Here is a 15907-nt window from a genome sequence, read left to right on the forward strand (position 1 = left end):
AATCCTGCACGACCCACCATCTCTCTTAATAACACTCAATCATTCCCAAACACTCAACCTCATAGATCCCACGACTCAATCCTGCACCCCAAATGATTTGCACAGTTTTAAATAGTAGTAACCATGTCTTGAGCAGTTAGCTCACTAATATGGGTCGTTAGCTCAGTCGGTAGAGCCGTTGACTTTTAATCAATTGGTCGCAGGTTCGAGCCGAGCGAAGCGAGACGACAACGCGCAGCGTTGCCCGCAGGGCGAGGCCGGAGGCCGAGTCAATCCTGCACGACCCACCATCTCTCTTAATAACACTCAACCATTCCCTAAACACTCAACCTTACAGATCCTACGAACTTATCCCCACCTACCCCACAATTAAACGCAACTATTTAGCCACTCTCGCTATTTAATTTTACTTATTGGCATTTTCGTCGGCGCAGTCAAACAGTTGTCATCCATGTTCTACGATACTAGGTGCAACAACTCGCACTCAAAACTGCTTAGCCAAGCGCATTTAATCAAGGAAACATGATGGATGGAAAAGAGAGAATGGCAACCTCGCTGGCCGAGGTGAAAGCCCATGCTGCACTCCCTACTGTTGGGCAAACGCTGCTGCTAAAAAATGCTGACCTGCTAGTAACAATGGATAAAGATCGCCGGGAAATTAAAAAAGGCTGCCTGTTTATCAAAGGCAATACCATTGTGGCGGTAGGCACGGAAAACGAAGTGCCGCAAACAGCAGACCGCGTTATCGATCTTAAAGGTCATATTGTGATCCCTGGCCTGATTAACACCCATCACCATATGTACCAAAGTTTGACCCGCGTGATCCCAGATGCACAGAATGGTGAACTGTTCAAATGGCTGACCGCGCTCTACCCTATCTGGGAAAAACTGACCCCGGAAATGATGAAAATCGCCACCAAAACCGCGATGGCCGAGTTAATGCTTTCTGGCTGTACCACTTCCAGTGATCACCAATATGTTTACCCCAATGGCATCAAGCTGGATGACAGTATTGAAGCTGCTCAGGAGATTGGGATGCGCTTCCACGCCTGTCGCGGCAGTATGAGTGTGGGACGTAAGCAAGGTGGTTTACCGCCTGACTCCATTGTTGAAAATGAAAATGCAATCCTTAAAGACACGCAAAGAGTGATTGAACAGTTTCACGATGCCAGTCGCGGGGCAATGATCCGTATCGTGGTTGCCCCCTGTTCACCTTTCTCGGTGAGTGAGCAACTGATGCGCGACTCGGCAAAACTGGCACGCACCTATGGCGTGTCGCTGCATACACATCTGGCAGAAAACGTCAGCGATATTGAATATAGCCAAAAAACCTTCAATAAAACCCCGGCTCAGTATGTGGAAGATCTCGAATGGGTCGGCCATGACGTATGGCATGCGCACTGTGTAAAACTCGACGACTACGGTATCAAGCTGTTTGCTCGTACCGGTACCGGGGTAGCCCATTGCCCATGCTCCAATATGCGCCTGGGGTCGGGTATTGCACCAATTCGCCAGATGCTTGATGCTGGCATGCATGTTGGCCTTGGCGTTGATGGCTCCGCCTCCAACGACAGTGCCGACATGATAGCGGAAGTACGCCAGGCATTATTATTACAGCGCGTCGGTTTTGGCCCGGAAGCACTCACTGCCCGTGAAGCATTGGAGATTGCCACCTTGGGTGGGGCTAAAAACCTTAACCGTGACGATATCGGTTCACTGGCACCCGACATGATGGCTGATATTGCCGTGTTCAATCTCAATAATATCGGCTTGGCTGGCGCACAGCACGATCCCCTCGCAGCACTGGTGTTTTGTAACCCAGGGAAAGTGGCCTACAACATCATCAATGGCCGCATCGTGGTGGAGAATGGGAAAGTGGTCACGGTAGATATGCCGCTGGTGATCGAGCAGCACAATCGCCTGGCACAACAGTTGGTTACTGGCTCGTGATCTCCACGCCATGTAAAAATAGGACACTACCCGTTGCCAGACCTATCGGTTATTGAATATATACCCACCGTATATTACTGCGGTGGGTTTCTCTTCAACGGTTTAACCAGATAGTCCAACCCTTCAATTTTAATCGCCAGCGTCATTTCCATCAGCATGCCCAACTTACCGTTAGGGAATTCACCCTTGCGGGCAAACCACAGCAGATACTCCTCCGGTAAGTCAATCAATGCCCTGCCCTGATACTTACCAAAAGGCATAATGGTGTTGGCGATCTCAATCAGGTTCTCTTTTTCCATCAGGCACCCAACAGGCGGATCATTTCCGCTTCGTCGATCACCTTGATACCCAGCTCCTGAGCCTTGGCCAACTTGGAACCGGCTGCCTCACCAGCAATCACCAGATCAGTTTTTTTAGAAACACTGCCGCTGACCTTGGCACCTAACGCCGTGAGTCGATCTTTAGCTTCATCGCGAGAAAGCTGGCTGAGCGAACCTGTCAACACCACGGTTTTACCAGCGAACGGGCTGTCTATCTCTTCGGCAACAATCACCGCCGGCGCTGGCCAATGAATACCTACCGCTGGGCTGATCAGCTCGGCAATCACCTGTTGCTTATGCGCTTCAGCAAAGAAATTCACCACATGGCGCGCAACGATCTCACCAACATCTGGCACCTGTTTTAGCGAATCGAGAGTTGCCGCTTGCAGGCTTTCTAACGAACCAAAATGTGCCGCCAGATTGGCTGCTGTCGCTTCACCCACCTCACGAATACCCAGCGCATACAGGAAGCGAGCAAAGGTGGTTTGTTTGGCAGCCTCTAATGCATTAACCAGATTCTGTGCCGACTTAGGCCCCATTCGATCCAAACCGGTGAGCAAACCCGCCGAAAGATGGAACAGATCAGCCGGATTTTTGACATACTCTTTATCCACCAGTTGTTCGATGATTTTATCGCCCATACCATCAACATCCAGCGCACGACGGGAAACAAAATGCTTCAATGCTTCTTTGCGCTGGGCGGCACAGAACAAACCACCGGTACAACGAGCAACCGCTTCCCCTTCTACCCGTTCGATATCAGACCCACAAACCGGGCAATGGCATGGAAACACCACTTCACGCGCATCCAGTGGGCGGTTTTCTGTTATCACCCCCACCACTTGCGGGATCACATCCCCCGCACGACGCACAATCACGGTGTCGCCAATACGCAGGCCGAGACGTTCAATTTCATCAGCATTATGCAATGTGGCATTGCTGACCACCACACCCGCCACCTGTACCGGTTCCAAACGTGCTACTGGCGTGATGGCCCCGGTGCGACCAACCTGGAACTCCACTTCGCGCACTAGCGTAATCTGCTCTTGCGCCGGAAATTTGAATGCCGTCGCCCAACGTGGTGCCCGGGCAACAAAACCCAAGGCTTCCTGCAAGTCGATATCATCAACCTTGACCACCACACCATCAATATCAAAGCCAAGATGAGCACGCGCTGCTTCTACCTGGTGATAAAATGCCAGCACTTCAGCACTGCCAGTACAAAGCTTGACTTGATTACTGACAGGCAAGCCCCAGTCTCTGAATTGCATCAGGCGTTGCCAATGGCTGCGCGGCAATTCGCCCCCTTCCAGCACCCCTACCCCGTAACAAAAAAAGGTTAACGGTCGCTTGGCGGTAATGCGTGGATCAAGCTGACGCAGTGAACCTGCAGCCGCATTACGCGGATTGGCGAAAATCTTTCCGTCTTTACGCCGTGCTTCCTGGTTCATCTGTTCAAAACCGGCCTGTGGCATAAACACTTCGCCGCGCACTTCCAAACGGCGTGGAATATCGGTTCCAGTCAAACGCAGCGGGATGGCCCGGATAGTACGCACATTGGCAGTAATGTTCTCGCCAGTGGTACCATCACCACGCGTGGCCGCTTGTACCAGTTCACCATCCTCATACAGCAGACTCACCGCTAACCCATCCAGCTTTAGCTCACAACAAAAGGTTAGTGCTTCACTGCTTTTCAAACGATCCTGCACACGCTTGTAAAATGCCAGATAGCTCTCTTCATCAAAAACGTTATCCAACGATAACATCGGAACTTCATGGCGCACCTGTTCAAAGGCGGTCAACGGTGCCGCACCGACTCGTTGTGTGGGTGAGTCTGCGGTGACCAGTTCTGGATGTGCCGCTTCCAACTCACGCAGTTGATGCATCAGGCGATCATATTCCGCATCTGGGATCTGTGGTGCATCAAGTACGTGATACTGATATTCGTGGTGGCGTAATGAGGTTCGTAGTTGATTGATTGTTTCGTTAATCGAGGCCATGACCCACCATTAAAGATAAAAAACCCCCGGCTGGCGGAGGTTTAGAGTTGTTAACAAAAGAACAGTTTTGCCAGCAAACTATCGAAGATTTGCACCACGATATCCGTTGGCTCACCCTAGTTGTCAGTCACGCTCCCCCATCAGGAATGGGGAACGCTGTAATTTATCAGGACCTGCTTTCCAACACTGCTCGGATGCGGGCTTTATAGGTTTCCAACTTTTGTGGTGTCATCAGATGGCGTTCATCATCCAATACCACACCACCGACATCATCAGCAATACGCTGGGCCGACTGCAGCATCAGCTTGAAATTTTGACTGGCGTCACCATAAGACGGCACCATCATAAATATTGATACACCCGGTGTAGAAAAGTCTGACATGGCTTCAGGATCAAAAGAACCCGGTTTGACCATATTAGCTAAGCTGAATAACACAGGGCCACTCCCGGCCGGGCTGATATGACGGTGGAAAATGCCCATTTCGCCAAACTGAAAACCCGCCTGCAAGATGCTCTGTAGCAACAACTCACCGCCAATCAGGCCCCCATGATGTGCCGATACATGCAACACCAGAACTGTCTCTGCCCGTTTTGCTGATTTTACCGGTTCTTGAGCCGGCTGTGAGGACGGTGATACTTCAGCCACTTTTGTTTCTGGTTTAGACTGATGCAGCGGTTCCGTTGGCTGGGAGACTGGCGATAAATCTTCACGCTGAGGCTCACGATGTGATGCTGAGAACGGCTGCTGATGAGCGTCGTCATTCTGCCCGTAGTTATCCAGCAGAATATCACCATTATCCTGCTGCGCTGCCAATGGCTCAGACTGATATATGTCTGACGAAGAGGAGTCAACGGTCTGTGGAGAGCGCGCGGGTTCTTCGTGTTCCGTATCAAAACGCCCCATTGTCGGCTCACTCTGCGAACGAGTGGAACGAATACGAACCTCTCCTACGCCTTCGTCAGGATCATCAAGTGGGCTTAGCTCACGCTCGTTTTTGGCACGTTTTATTGGGCGATCACGAAAAATTGACGAGCGTTCTTTACGGCTGGTCCACAACCCATGCAATAACAACGCTATTATGGCGATCGCGCCAACAACGATTAATATAAGACGCAAATCTTGCATCATTGCTATCTCTAGTTGTTTCGATACATTGCCACCACGGCAAACATTCACTCTTTAACTTTATTTGCCTGCAGGCACAAGTGCAAGCCCGGACTGAACTTTATGGCCATAAAGATGATGATATTGCATTTTTTTGCTTCTTTTTCAGCCAATCACACCCTAGCAAGAAAAAACTCATCCCGATATGATAGCGCTGCCCATTCAGATGAAGAGATAAACTTAACATGTCCTATATGCAGCCTCCAGCCAAACCCCGCAGCGGTATACATTATTTTACCGAAGGGTGGCGACTGATTTCACGCCCGGGGATCAAACGCTATGTCGTCTTACCATTGCTGGTCAATGTGCTGCTGATGGGGTCCGCTTTCTGGTGGCTATTCAGCCAGTTAGGCCAGTGGATCCCAAGCCTCATGAGCCATATACCGAGCTGGTTGCAATGGTTAAGCTACTTGCTCTGGCCACTGACGGTGGTGACGGTTTTATTGGTATTCAGCTATCTGTTCAGCACCATCACCAACCTGATCTCCGCACCGTTTTGCGGTTTACTGGCGGAACAGTTGGAAAAAAGCCTCACCGGTCAACCTCTGCCGGACACCGGTATACTTGGGATCGTTAAAGATCTGCCACGTATCATGTCCCGTGAGTGGCGCAAACTGATGTACTACCTGCCACGTGCGTTAGTCCTGGTATTGCTTTTTTTCGTACCAGGCATCGGCCAAACCGTCGCACCGCTATTATGGTTTCTGTTCAGTGCCTGGATGTTAGCAATTCAATACTGTGACTACCCTTTTGATAACCACAAAATCAGTTTTGCCGATATGCGCAAAGCCTTGCGTGCACGCAGAGCCGATAATCTGCAGTTTGGTGCCTTGGTGAGCCTCTTCACCATGATCCCGATCCTCAATCTGGTGATCCTGCCCGTCGCGGTGTGTGGTGCAACGGCAATGTGGGTGGACCACTATCGTGCGCAATTCGTCCGCTAGAGACTCTGTGGTACGGAGAGTGCCATAAAGTCGACCAAAGGAAGGAACTGACAAAAACGCATATTTTCTCCCTGTCCGCAGCCGATAACGCGCTGACAGGGAGAAAAAGTACCCAATTAGAAGTTGTAGTTAATGCCCAACATCACGGTAGTCTCACTGTAGCTTGTCGGATAAGCAACCAGGTTTATTTGCATTGCTACCAACTCCGTTACAGCGCGAATGATTAGGGGTATAAAACTTATTTCTTAATAACATATCGTTATAGCAATTCCTTTCTTCCTTGCTGGCAGAGTTAGCGTATGCTCTGTATGTTCCCTAAATTTTCATAGAGTTAAAGGAAAGGCTATGAGCAAGATATATGAAGATAACTCATTAACAATCGGCCATACGCCGCTGGTTCGCCTGAACCGTATCGGCAACGGGCGTATTCTCGCCAAAGTTGAGTCTCGTAACCCGAGTTTCAGTGTCAAATGCCGTATCGGTGCCAATATGATCTGGGATGCCGAAAAACGCGGCATTCTAACCCCGGGTAAAGAACTGGTCGAACCTACCAGCGGTAACACCGGGATTGCACTGGCTTTTGTCGCCGCTGCTCGCGGTTATCCGTTAACCTTGACCATGCCTGAAACCATGAGTATTGAGCGTCGTAAACTGCTCAAAGCCCTGGGTGCCAACCTGGTGCTGACGGAAGGCGCTAAAGGCATGAAAGGGGCGATAGCCAAAGCCGAAGAGATTGTGGCAACCGATCCTGGCCGCTATATCCTACTGCAACAGTTCAGTAACCCCGCCAACCCAGCGATTCATGAAAAAACCACTGGGCCTGAAATCTGGGCAGATACCGACGGCAAAGTCGATGTGTTTATCGCCGGCGTTGGCACCGGTGGCACCTTGACTGGCGTCAGCCGTTACATCAAGAACACGCAAGGCAAGGCGATTATCAGTGTAGCGGTTGAACCCACTGACTCACCCGTGATCAGCCAGGCACGAGCTGGTGCTGAAATCAAACCCGGTCCACACAAAATCCAGGGCATCGGTGCCGGTTTCATTCCAGATAACCTGGACCTGAGCCTGATAGATCGCGTTGAACAAGTCACTAACGATGATGCAATTGCCATGGCTCGGCGGTTAATGGAAGAAGAAGGCATACTGGCGGGGATTTCATCAGGGGCCGCCGTCGCAGCCGCAGCCAAACTCGCCGCAGAGCCAGATTTTGCTGACAAGACCATTGTGGTTATTCTGCCTTCCTCGGGTGAACGTTATTTAAGCACTGCGCTATTCGCCGATTTGTTTACCGAACAAGAGTTACAGCAATAGACTAAATGGCTCAAAAACCGCTCAAAAAGCATCCTTTCGGGTGCTTTTTTGTGGTCTACTTCAAAGTTTACACTACTTGAAGATTGCTTTTAGCGGCTGGCTTTAGTATTTAAGCGAGCAATTATTTTGGTGCATAAAATTAATCGCCTTCCTGCTATTGTTTCAGCTGAATCGATTTACCCATTTGTCGCTTCAGTAGAAAACACGGCATAATAAGAAGCTGATTCAAACGACGTCGCAAGTTAAGTTTTTTGATCTGAACTGCCTAAAGCGTCGTTTTTTGTTGCATCAACCCTTGCCCCTGTAACAACATAGTCAGGCGCTAAACAGACAAGCTAAAATGACGCCTTCAGGCTAAACTTTAGCTCCACAACATTAATCCTAATAAGTTGGGGAAATACCAATGTTCCAGCAAGAAGTTACTATCACCGCACCTAATGGTCTGCATACCCGCCCTGCTGCTCAGTTCGTTAAAGAAGCCAAAGGCTTCGTGTCTGACATTTCTGTGACTTCCAATGGCAAAAGCGCTAGCGCCAAAAGTCTGTTTAAACTGCAAACGCTGGGTCTGACTCAAGGGACCGTAGTCACCATCGAAGCCACCGGTGAAGATGAGCAAAAAGCCGTTGAGCATTTGGTAAAACTGATGGCAGAGCTTGAATAACCAGCTCGTCTTTTTAGTTAACACCAGTCATGAGTAAGGTAGGGTTATGATTTCAGGCATTTTAGTATCACCGGGTATTGCTTTTGGTAAGGCGCTCTTACTGAAAGAAGATGAGATTGTCATCAACCGGAAAAAAATCTCGGCGGACCAGGTTGAACAAGAGGTCTCACGTTTTCTGGCTGGCCGAGCCAAGGCTTCTGAACAGTTGGAGGTGATCAAGACCAAAGCGGGCGAGACCTTCGGCGAAGAGAAAGAAGCTATCTTCGAAGGCCACATCATGCTGTTGGAAGACGAAGAACTTGAACAGGAAATCATAGCCCTCATCAAAGACAATCTGGCCTCTGCTGATGCTGCGGCTTACAACGTGATCGAAGGCCAGGCGAAAGCACTGGAAGAACTGGATGATGAGTACCTGAAAGAGCGCGCAGCCGATGTGCGCGATATTGGCAAGCGTTTGTTGCGCAATATCCTGGGTATGCCCATTGTCGATTTAAGCGCCATTCAGGACCAAGTCATTTTGGTGGCTGCTGACCTGACCCCTTCCGAAACGGCACAATTAAACCTGGATAAAGTACTGGGTTTTATTACTGACCTGGGGGGCCGGACTTCTCACACCTCGATCATGGCGCGTTCTTTGGAATTACCGGCTATCGTCGGTACCAGCGACGTGACTACGCAGGTGAAAAATGACGATTATCTGATCCTGGATGCCGTCAATAACCATATTTACGTCAACCCCACAGCAGATGTTATCGAACAGCTTAAAGCTATTCACAATCAATACGTCTCTGAAAAAAACGAGTTGGCTAAACTGAAAGACCTGCCAGCCATCACGCTGGATGGGCACCAGGTTGAAGTCTGCGCTAACATTGGTACCGTGCGTGATGTCGCGGGTGCTGAGCGTAACGGCGCGGAAGGTGTCGGCCTGTATCGTACCGAGTTTCTGTTTATGGACCGCGATTCTCTGCCAACAGAAGATGAACAGTTCCTGGCGTATAAAGCGGTTGCACAAGCCATGGGCTCTCAGGCAGTGATCGTTCGTACCATGGATATCGGTGGTGATAAAGACTTACCGTATATGAACCTGCCAAAGGAAGAGAACCCATTCCTTGGCTGGCGTGCGATCCGCATCGCGATGGACCGCCGGGAAATCCTGCACGCACAACTGCGCGCTATTCTGCGAGCTTCTGCATTTGGTAAACTGCGTATCATGTTCCCCATGATCATCTCAGTTGAAGAAGTGCGCGACCTGAAAGGCGAATTGGAAACCTTGAAGGCGCAACTACGGCAGGAAGGCAAAGAGTTTGACGAATCCATTGAAGTGGGTGTGATGGTCGAAACACCAGCTGCTGCTGTGGTTGCTCACCATCTGGCGAAGGAAGTTGACTTCTTTAGTATTGGGACAAACGATCTTACCCAGTATACTCTAGCGGTAGATCGCGGTAATGAGCTGATTTCTCATCTTTACAACCCGATGTCTCCATCTGTATTAGGTCTGATTAAACAGGTCATTGACGCATCTCATGCGCAAGGCAAGTGGACCGGTATGTGTGGTGAGCTTGCGGGGGATGAGCGTGCTACACTGTTGTTATTGGGCATGGGGCTGGATGAATTCAGTATGAGTTCGATTTCAATCCCACGCATCAAGAAAATTATTCGTAACACGAACTTCGAAGATGTGAAAGCATTAGCCGCGCAAGCCTTGGCACAACCCACGGCGAAAGAATTGATGGATTGCGTAGATAAATTCATCGAAGAAAATACACGCTGCTAAACTGCTACGACACTGGAAAGCCGCCCAATTTAATACTTAGGAGAAGATCATGGGGTTGTTCGATAAACTGAAATCTCTGGTTTCTGATGACAAAAAAGATACCGGCACAATTGAGATCGTTGCTCCAATTTCTGGCGAAATCGTCAATATCGAAGATGTACCAGATGTAGTATTCGCTGAGAAAATCGTTGGTGATGGTATTGCTATCAAACCCGCTGGCAACAAGATGGTCGCCCCAGTGGATGGGACCATCGGTAAAATTTTCGAAACCAACCATGCGTTTTCTATCGAATCCGACAGCGGTATTGAGCTGTTTGTTCACTTTGGTATTGACACTGTAGAACTGAAAGGCGAAGGCTTTAAGCGCATCGCGGAAGAAGGCCAACGTGTCAAGAAAGGGGATGTGGTGATCGAGTTTGATCTGCCGCTGTTGGAAGAGAAAGCTAAATCAACCTTGACGCCGGTTGTTATCTCCAACATGGATGAGATCAAAGAGTTGATCAAACTGTCCGGTAGCGTAGTTGTGGGCGAAACCCCGATTATCCGCATCAAGAAGTAACTGTCGTCTGTCGTAATGCCACTAAACCCCATGTTTACATGGGGTTTTTATTGTCTATAGAACTATCACATTCATTATTCTACTTTTTTACCTTGTCTAAACGCCTCCCTAGCTTCATTCAAGCTCATTCTGTTAGCTCCTCCTGTATATGATGGTTCCTTCGATTGAACTGGATCATCCTCCCATTTACATATGGGGCAAATTTCATAGTCACCTATGTTATCTATCGTTTTTCCACCACAACATGGACAATTAAATTCATCAGTCATTGTTTTTCGCAATACTTTATTTTATCAAAAGGTTTAAACATAGTTTTAGGCACATCATCTAAATGAATGATAGTAAGTATTCAGTGCCCCAGCACTAACAAACCGTTAATCAAAGACACCCGTAGAGAGGTAGCGATCACCACGATCGCAGATAATCGCCACAATCACACTACCGGGGTTGCCCTGCGCCATACGCAATGCACCCGCAACTGCGCCACCAGAACTGACGCCACAAAAGATCCCTTCCTGCTGCGCTAATTGGCGCATGGTTTGCTCGGCGTCACTTTGGCTCATATCCAACACCTGATCGACCAACTCCGGGCGGAAAATCCCCGGCATATAGCCCGGTGACCAGCGGCGAATACCCGGAATACTGCTGCCGGGCGCAGGTTGTAACCCGATAATTTGTACCTGTGGGTTTTGGCTTTTCAGGTACTCCCCCACCCCGGTAATGGTGCCGGTGGTTCCCATACTGGAGACAAAATGGGTGATACGGCCCGCGCTCTGCTGCCAAATTTCTGGGCCAGTGGTGGTGAAATGCGCATAGGGGTTAGCCAGGTTATTAAACTGATCCAGCACCACCCCTAGCCCTTGTTGTTGCATTTCCAGCGCCAGATCTCGTGCCCCTTCCATCCCTTGCTCTCGGGTGACCAGGATCAGCTCGGCACCATAAGCTTTCATCGCCGCCTGGCGTTCGATGCTCATATTATCCGGCATGATTAATTTCAGGGCGTACCCCTTCATCGCACAAATCATTGCCAGTGCGATCCCGGTATTGCCGCTGGTTGCTTCAATAATCTGATGCCCAGGTTTAAGCCGACCACGCTGTTCCGCTTGCTGGATCATCGCCAGAGCAGCGCGATCTTTCACCGAACCTGCCGGGTTATTCCCTTCCAGTTTAACCCAGACTTCACTGCCTGAACCTTCAGCCAAGCGTTGTAGTTTTACTAATGGCGTATTGCCAATGCATTGTTCCAGAATCGTCACTCTTATTGCCCATATCATGTAAAAGGCAACCCGAGGTTGCCTTAAAATAGAGATAACAAAAAACTATCAGGCGATCTTGGCTAACGCAACCGGTTGTAATAGTTGTTCACCGGCATAGAGGCGCGCATTAAGACTCCCTACATAGTAACGGTCACCACGAGCGGGGGTGATATGACCGAGCGGTAACACCACCGTGATCGGCTCTTGATGCCAACCAATCGGTTGTACCGTCAATTGCCAGAAGTGACCACGGGGGCTCACTTCCAAAACTTGCACCGGTAATGGGCAGCGCTCACTGCTTTTGCTGCTAAGCTCCATCTCCCAAGGGCGTAAGAACAGATCAACCGGCCCCTGATAAATGGGTTGGAAAGAGAGTGGCCAATGGTGAGCCCCAACAAACAGCTGGGTCCCGCGAATTTCGCCATGCAGGCGATTCACTTCCCCCATAAATTCCAGCACAAAGCGGCTGGCAGGCTCACGCATAATCTCAACCGGGGAGCCGACTTGCTCAATATTCCCCTGACTCATCACCACAATGCGGTCCGCCACTTCCATTGCTTCTTCCTGGTCGTGGGTGACAAACACACTGGTGAATTTCAGCTCTTCATGCAACTGGCGCAACCAGGTGCGCAGCTCTTTGCGCACCTGGGCATCCAAGGCACCAAAAGGTTCATCCAACAGCAGGATCTGCGGTTCCACGGCTAATGCACGCGCCAAGGCCACACGCTGTTTTTGTCCACCAGATAGCTGGGACGGATAGCGGTTAGCTAAATGGCTCAGTTGGACCATTGCCAGCAACTGCTCTACCCGCTGTTTGATTGCCGCGCTATTCGGGCGCTCACGGCGTGGCAGCACCGTTAAACCAAAGGCAATATTGTCAAACACCGTCATATGACGAAATAAGGCATAATGCTGAAACACAAAACCGACACGACGATCACGCGCATGCATGCGGCTCACATCCGTACCGTGAAACCCCAGCTTGCCACCACTTTGGGTTTCCAACCCGGCGATAATGCGTAGCAAGGTGGTTTTGCCAGAACCCGAAGGCCCCAACAGCGCCACCATCTCACCAGAAGGAATAACCAGCGAGATATCGTTCAATACCTTGGTACGACCAAAAAACTTATTGATACCACCAATCTCAATACTCATAGTTCCTCCTGTTCGAGACGAATATTTTGACGAGCCAAGCGCCATTGCAAGGCACTTTTCAAAAATAGTGTCACTATTGCCATTAAGGTCAGCAGAGCCGCCGCCGTAAATGCCCCTGCGGTGTTGTAATCCTGATGCAGTAATTCAACCTGCAGCGGCAACGTATAGGTTTCGCCACGAATGGCACCGGAAACCACTGAGACCGCACCAAATTCACCAATCGCGCGGGCATTGGTCAGCACCACCCCATACAACAGCGCCCAACGAATATTCGGCAGGGTCACGCGGCGAAACATCTGCCAACCAGAAGCGCCAAGCAACACTGCCGCTTCATCTTCCTGACTCCCCTGGCTCATCATCAATGGCACCAGTTCGCGCACCACAAACGGGCAGGTGACAAATACCGTTACCAACACCATACCGGGCCAGGCAAACATCAATTGCAAGTCATGGGCCTCAAGCCAACCCCCTAGCGGCCCATTACTGCCGTAGAACAGCAGATACAACAACCCAGCCACCACCGGCGATACAGCAAACGGCATATCGAACAGCGTCAACAGCAACTGGCGGCCAGGGAAAGTAAAACGTGTCACCAGCCAGGCCAGCAAGGTACCAAACAGCAGATTGACCGGAACCGTGATTAATGCCACCAGCAGCGTCAGCCAGATAGCATGTAACATGTCCCGGTCAGCCAGGTTATGCCCTACCGCAGCGATACCCGAAGAGAATGCTTCAATGAAAATCATCGCCATCGGCACCACTAATAGCAGGATCGAAAACAGCACGCCCACCAAGATCAGTAACCATTTAAGCCCATTGATACGTGGGCGTGTTGCCTCATCTACAGCAATAAGATCAGCCATCAGCGCCCTCCAATCCGCCGACCAAAGCGGCTCTGTAAGGTGTTAATTGCAAACAGTAACAGCAGTGATACCGCCAAAATCACCGAGGCAATGGCACTGGCGGCCGGGTAGTCGAACTCCTGTAACCGCACAAAAATCATCAAAGAAGTCACTTCTGTTTTCCAGGCGATATTGCCTGCAATGAAGATCACTGCGCCAAACTCACCGAGACTACGGGTAAATGACAGCGCCGTACCCGCCAACAATGCAGGAGCCACTTCAGGCAAAACCACCAACCGAAAGCTCTGCCAACGGTTCGCTCCCAAGGTTTCCGCTGCCTCTTCATATTCTGGGCCCAGTTCTTCCAACACTGGCTGCACAGTGCGCACCACAAAAGGAATACTGGTGAACGCCATCGCCACCGCAATCCCTAGCCAGGTAAAGGAAACCTTGATATCGAAATGCGCCAGCCACTGACCATACCAACCGGTGGTGGAAAATAACCCGGCCAGGGTCAAGCCCGCCACCGCCGTCGGCAATGCAAAAGGCAAATCCATCAGCCCATCAAGCAAAGCCCGGCCAGGAAACTGATAACGCGTGAGGATCCAGGCCATCAACATGCCAAATAACGCATTAAAAATACTGGCCACCGCCGCAGCCAATAGTGTGACTTGATAAGCGGCAACCACTTGAGGATGGGTAATAACCTGCCAATACTGTGCCAGGCTCATCTGTGCCAATTGCATCACCAATGCACTGAGCGGCAACAGTAAAATCAGGCAAGTGTAAAGCAGGCTACTCCCCAGGCTGAGAGTGAACCCGGGTAACACTCGCTTGCTGGCTATAGAAAACATCACTTACGCCCTGCTGCTAACAGTTGGTCCAACTCCCCACCGGTTGCAAAGTGGGTACTCATCACTTGTGGCCAACCACCGAATTGCGCCTCAACGCTAAATAGTTGGGTTGCCGGGAACTGGCCTTTCGCTGCGGCCATCACCTGTGGGTCATAGACGCGGTAATAAAAGCTGCTGATAATCTGTTGCGCTGCGGGGCTGTAGAGATAACTCAGATAGGCTTTGGCGACGTTTTCGGTGCCGTTTTTTTCAACGTTTTTGTCCACCCAGGCCACCGGAAACTCCGCTAAAATATTCACGTCAGGAACGATGACCTGATAGTTCTCCTCACCGTATTGTTTGCGGATGTTATTCACTTCAGATTCAAAACTGATAAGCACATCCCCCAAACCACGTTCAACAAAAGTGGTGGTTGCTCCCCGGCCTCCGGTGTCAAACACCACCACATTTTTCAGCAAGCGGGTCATAAACTCACGGACTGCGGCCTGATTGTGATCGGTGGCTTGGCTGGTGGCCCCCCAGGCAGCCAGGTAAGTGTAACGACCATTGCCGGAAGTCTTCGGGTTTGGGAACACTAACTTGACGTCGTCACGTACTAGATCAGCCCAGGTGTGAATCCCCTTGGGATTATCCTTACGTACCAGAAATGCCATGGTGGAATAGAACGGTGAACTGTTGTTCGGCAAGCGCTGCTGCCAGTTTTGAGGAATTAATTGCCCACGAGCGTGCAAAATCTGTACATCACTCACCTGGTTATAGGTCACGACATCAGCACGTAGCCCCTGCAAAATAGCCAAAGCCTGTTTAGATGAACCGCCATGAGACTGTTTGATGGTTAACTTGTCGCTTGGGTGTTGCTGGTTCCACTGTTGTTCAAAACCAGGGTTGAGCGCTGCAAACAATTCGCGCGACACATCATAAGAACTGTTAAGTAATTCAACTGCCGAGGCGATACCACTGCTGGTCAATAACACCACCGCCAAGTAGCCTTTCAACACTCTATTTGGGATCCAGGTATATTTCATTGTGCACCTTGTCACTCACCATCAAACCAGAAAAACGACGTTTCTATATTGACCAGTGTATGGATAACTCGATGCAGAGTTGTAACGC

The 15907-nt window shown here is 50.1% G+C and carries 15 protein-coding genes and 1 tRNA gene; 7 read left to right on the forward strand and 9 right to left on the reverse strand.

All coding sequences use genetic code 11. The annotated features are described in order from the left end of the window. Positions 1 to 151: 151 nt before the first annotated feature. Both IO95_RS25000 and IO95_RS03815 read left to right on the forward strand, forming a co-directional pair. A tRNA-Lys gene (locus tag IO95_RS25000) sits at positions 152 to 290 on the forward strand. Between the two features lie 253 nt (positions 291 to 543). Continuing rightward, the gene (locus tag IO95_RS03815; protein WP_051791095.1) at positions 544 to 1950 is read left to right on the forward strand and encodes an 8-oxoguanine deaminase; all 1407 of its coding nucleotides are present in this window, start codon (positions 544 to 546) and stop codon (positions 1948 to 1950) included. Between the two features lie 74 nt (positions 1951 to 2024). Here IO95_RS03815 and IO95_RS03820 read toward each other — a convergent pair whose 3' ends face one another. The 3 genes from IO95_RS03820 to zipA all read right to left on the reverse strand — a co-directional run bounded on the left by IO95_RS03820 (position 2025) and on the right by zipA (position 5399). After that, positions 2025 to 2249: a DUF3820 family protein gene (locus IO95_RS03820; RefSeq protein WP_023491077.1), complete on the reverse strand. Its 225-nt coding sequence runs from the start codon at positions 2247 to 2249 to the stop codon at positions 2025 to 2027. Beyond that, positions 2249 to 4270, reverse strand: coding sequence for an NAD-dependent DNA ligase LigA (ligA, locus tag IO95_RS03825; protein WP_023491075.1), 2022 nt, complete (start codon positions 4268 to 4270; stop codon positions 2249 to 2251). Before ligA ends, IO95_RS03820 begins: the two co-directional genes overlap by 1 nt. 166 nt (positions 4271 to 4436) lie before the next feature. Beyond that, the gene (zipA, locus tag IO95_RS03830; RefSeq protein ID WP_023491073.1) at positions 4437 to 5399 is read right to left on the reverse strand and encodes a cell division protein ZipA; all 963 of its coding nucleotides are present in this window, start codon (positions 5397 to 5399) and stop codon (positions 4437 to 4439) included. Positions 5400 to 5620: 221 nt separating this feature from the next. Between zipA and cysZ the strand changes: the two genes are divergently transcribed. The 5 genes from cysZ to crr all read left to right on the forward strand — a co-directional run bounded on the left by cysZ (position 5621) and on the right by crr (position 10687). After that, positions 5621 to 6379, forward strand: a complete 759-nt coding sequence (gene cysZ / locus IO95_RS03835; RefSeq protein ID WP_023491072.1) for a sulfate transporter CysZ — start codon at positions 5621 to 5623, stop codon at positions 6377 to 6379. Between the two features lie 345 nt (positions 6380 to 6724). Further along, positions 6725 to 7693: a cysteine synthase A gene (gene cysK / locus IO95_RS03840; protein ID WP_023491071.1), complete on the forward strand. Its 969-nt coding sequence runs from the start codon at positions 6725 to 6727 to the stop codon at positions 7691 to 7693. Between the two features lie 403 nt (positions 7694 to 8096). After that, complete coding sequence (gene ptsH / locus IO95_RS03845) at positions 8097 to 8354, forward strand: phosphocarrier protein Hpr (RefSeq protein ID WP_023491070.1); 258 nt, start codon at positions 8097 to 8099, stop codon at positions 8352 to 8354. A gap of 46 nt (positions 8355 to 8400) precedes the next feature. Then, a complete protein-coding gene (gene ptsI / locus IO95_RS03850) occupies positions 8401 to 10128 on the forward strand; it encodes a phosphoenolpyruvate-protein phosphotransferase PtsI (protein ID WP_023491069.1) in 1728 nt (575 codons plus the stop codon). A gap of 49 nt (positions 10129 to 10177) precedes the next feature. Next, positions 10178 to 10687 carry a PTS glucose transporter subunit IIA gene (gene crr / locus IO95_RS03855; protein ID WP_023491068.1) on the forward strand — a complete coding sequence of 170 codons (510 nt, stop codon included), beginning with the start codon at positions 10178 to 10180 and terminating at the stop codon, positions 10685 to 10687. A 74-nt stretch (positions 10688 to 10761) separates the two neighbouring features. Here the strand turns inward: crr and IO95_RS23855 are convergent, their stop codons facing one another. The 6 genes from IO95_RS23855 to IO95_RS03880 form a co-directional block, all read right to left on the reverse strand. After that, a complete protein-coding gene (locus tag IO95_RS23855) occupies positions 10762 to 10956 on the reverse strand; it encodes a CPCC family cysteine-rich protein (RefSeq protein ID WP_072011643.1) in 195 nt (64 codons plus the stop codon). Positions 10957 to 11061: 105 nt separating this feature from the next. After that, positions 11062 to 11943: a cysteine synthase CysM gene (gene cysM / locus IO95_RS03860; RefSeq protein WP_037383944.1), complete on the reverse strand. Its 882-nt coding sequence runs from the start codon at positions 11941 to 11943 to the stop codon at positions 11062 to 11064. 66 nt (positions 11944 to 12009) lie between these two features. Continuing rightward, the gene (gene cysA / locus IO95_RS03865) at positions 12010 to 13098 is read right to left on the reverse strand and encodes a sulfate/thiosulfate ABC transporter ATP-binding protein CysA (RefSeq protein WP_023492615.1); all 1089 of its coding nucleotides are present in this window, start codon (positions 13096 to 13098) and stop codon (positions 12010 to 12012) included. Continuing rightward, entirely contained in the window at positions 13095 to 13961 is an 867-nt protein-coding gene (gene cysW / locus IO95_RS03870) for a sulfate/thiosulfate ABC transporter permease CysW (protein ID WP_023492614.1), read from the reverse strand. Before cysW ends, cysA begins: the two co-directional genes overlap by 4 nt. Further along, complete coding sequence (gene cysT, locus IO95_RS03875) at positions 13961 to 14794, reverse strand: sulfate/thiosulfate ABC transporter permease CysT (RefSeq protein WP_023492613.1); 834 nt, start codon at positions 14792 to 14794, stop codon at positions 13961 to 13963. Before cysT ends, cysW begins: the two co-directional genes overlap by 1 nt. Beyond that, positions 14794 to 15819, reverse strand: coding sequence for a sulfate ABC transporter substrate-binding protein (locus IO95_RS03880; protein WP_023492612.1), 1026 nt, complete (start codon positions 15817 to 15819; stop codon positions 14794 to 14796). Before IO95_RS03880 ends, cysT begins: the two co-directional genes overlap by 1 nt. Positions 15820 to 15907 lie beyond the last annotated feature (88 nt).

Source organism: Serratia sp. DD3 (assembly GCF_000496755.2).

Bases quoted from the DNA above. Each gene is read 5' to 3' on its own strand.
- IO95_RS03815 (WP_051791095.1), top strand. From the start codon at position 544: ATGGCAACCTCGCTGGCCGAGGTGAAAGCCCATGCTGCACTCCCTACT.
- IO95_RS03820 (WP_023491077.1), bottom strand. From the start codon at position 2,249: ATGGAAAAAGAGAACCTGATTGAGATCGCCAACACCATTATGCCTTTT.
- ligA (WP_023491075.1), bottom strand. From the start codon at position 4,270: ATGGCCTCGATTAACGAAACAATCAATCAACTACGAACCTCATTACGC.
- zipA (WP_023491073.1), bottom strand. From the start codon at position 5,399: ATGATGCAAGATTTGCGTCTTATATTAATCGTTGTTGGCGCGATCGCC.
- cysZ (WP_023491072.1), top strand. From the start codon at position 5,621: ATGTCCTATATGCAGCCTCCAGCCAAACCCCGCAGCGGTATACATTAT.
- cysK (WP_023491071.1), top strand. From the start codon at position 6,725: ATGAGCAAGATATATGAAGATAACTCATTAACAATCGGCCATACGCCG.
- ptsH (WP_023491070.1), top strand. From the start codon at position 8,097: ATGTTCCAGCAAGAAGTTACTATCACCGCACCTAATGGTCTGCATACC.
- ptsI (WP_023491069.1), top strand. From the start codon at position 8,401: ATGATTTCAGGCATTTTAGTATCACCGGGTATTGCTTTTGGTAAGGCG.
- crr (WP_023491068.1), top strand. From the start codon at position 10,178: ATGGGGTTGTTCGATAAACTGAAATCTCTGGTTTCTGATGACAAAAAA.
- IO95_RS23855 (WP_072011643.1), bottom strand. From the start codon at position 10,956: ATGACTGATGAATTTAATTGTCCATGTTGTGGTGGAAAAACGATAGAT.
- cysA (WP_023492615.1), bottom strand. From the start codon at position 13,098: ATGAGTATTGAGATTGGTGGTATCAATAAGTTTTTTGGTCGTACCAAG.
- cysW (WP_023492614.1), bottom strand. From the start codon at position 13,961: ATGGCTGATCTTATTGCTGTAGATGAGGCAACACGCCCACGTATCAAT.
- cysT (WP_023492613.1), bottom strand. From the start codon at position 14,794: ATGTTTTCTATAGCCAGCAAGCGAGTGTTACCCGGGTTCACTCTCAGC.
- IO95_RS03880 (WP_023492612.1), bottom strand. From the start codon at position 15,819: ATGAAATATACCTGGATCCCAAATAGAGTGTTGAAAGGCTACTTGGCG.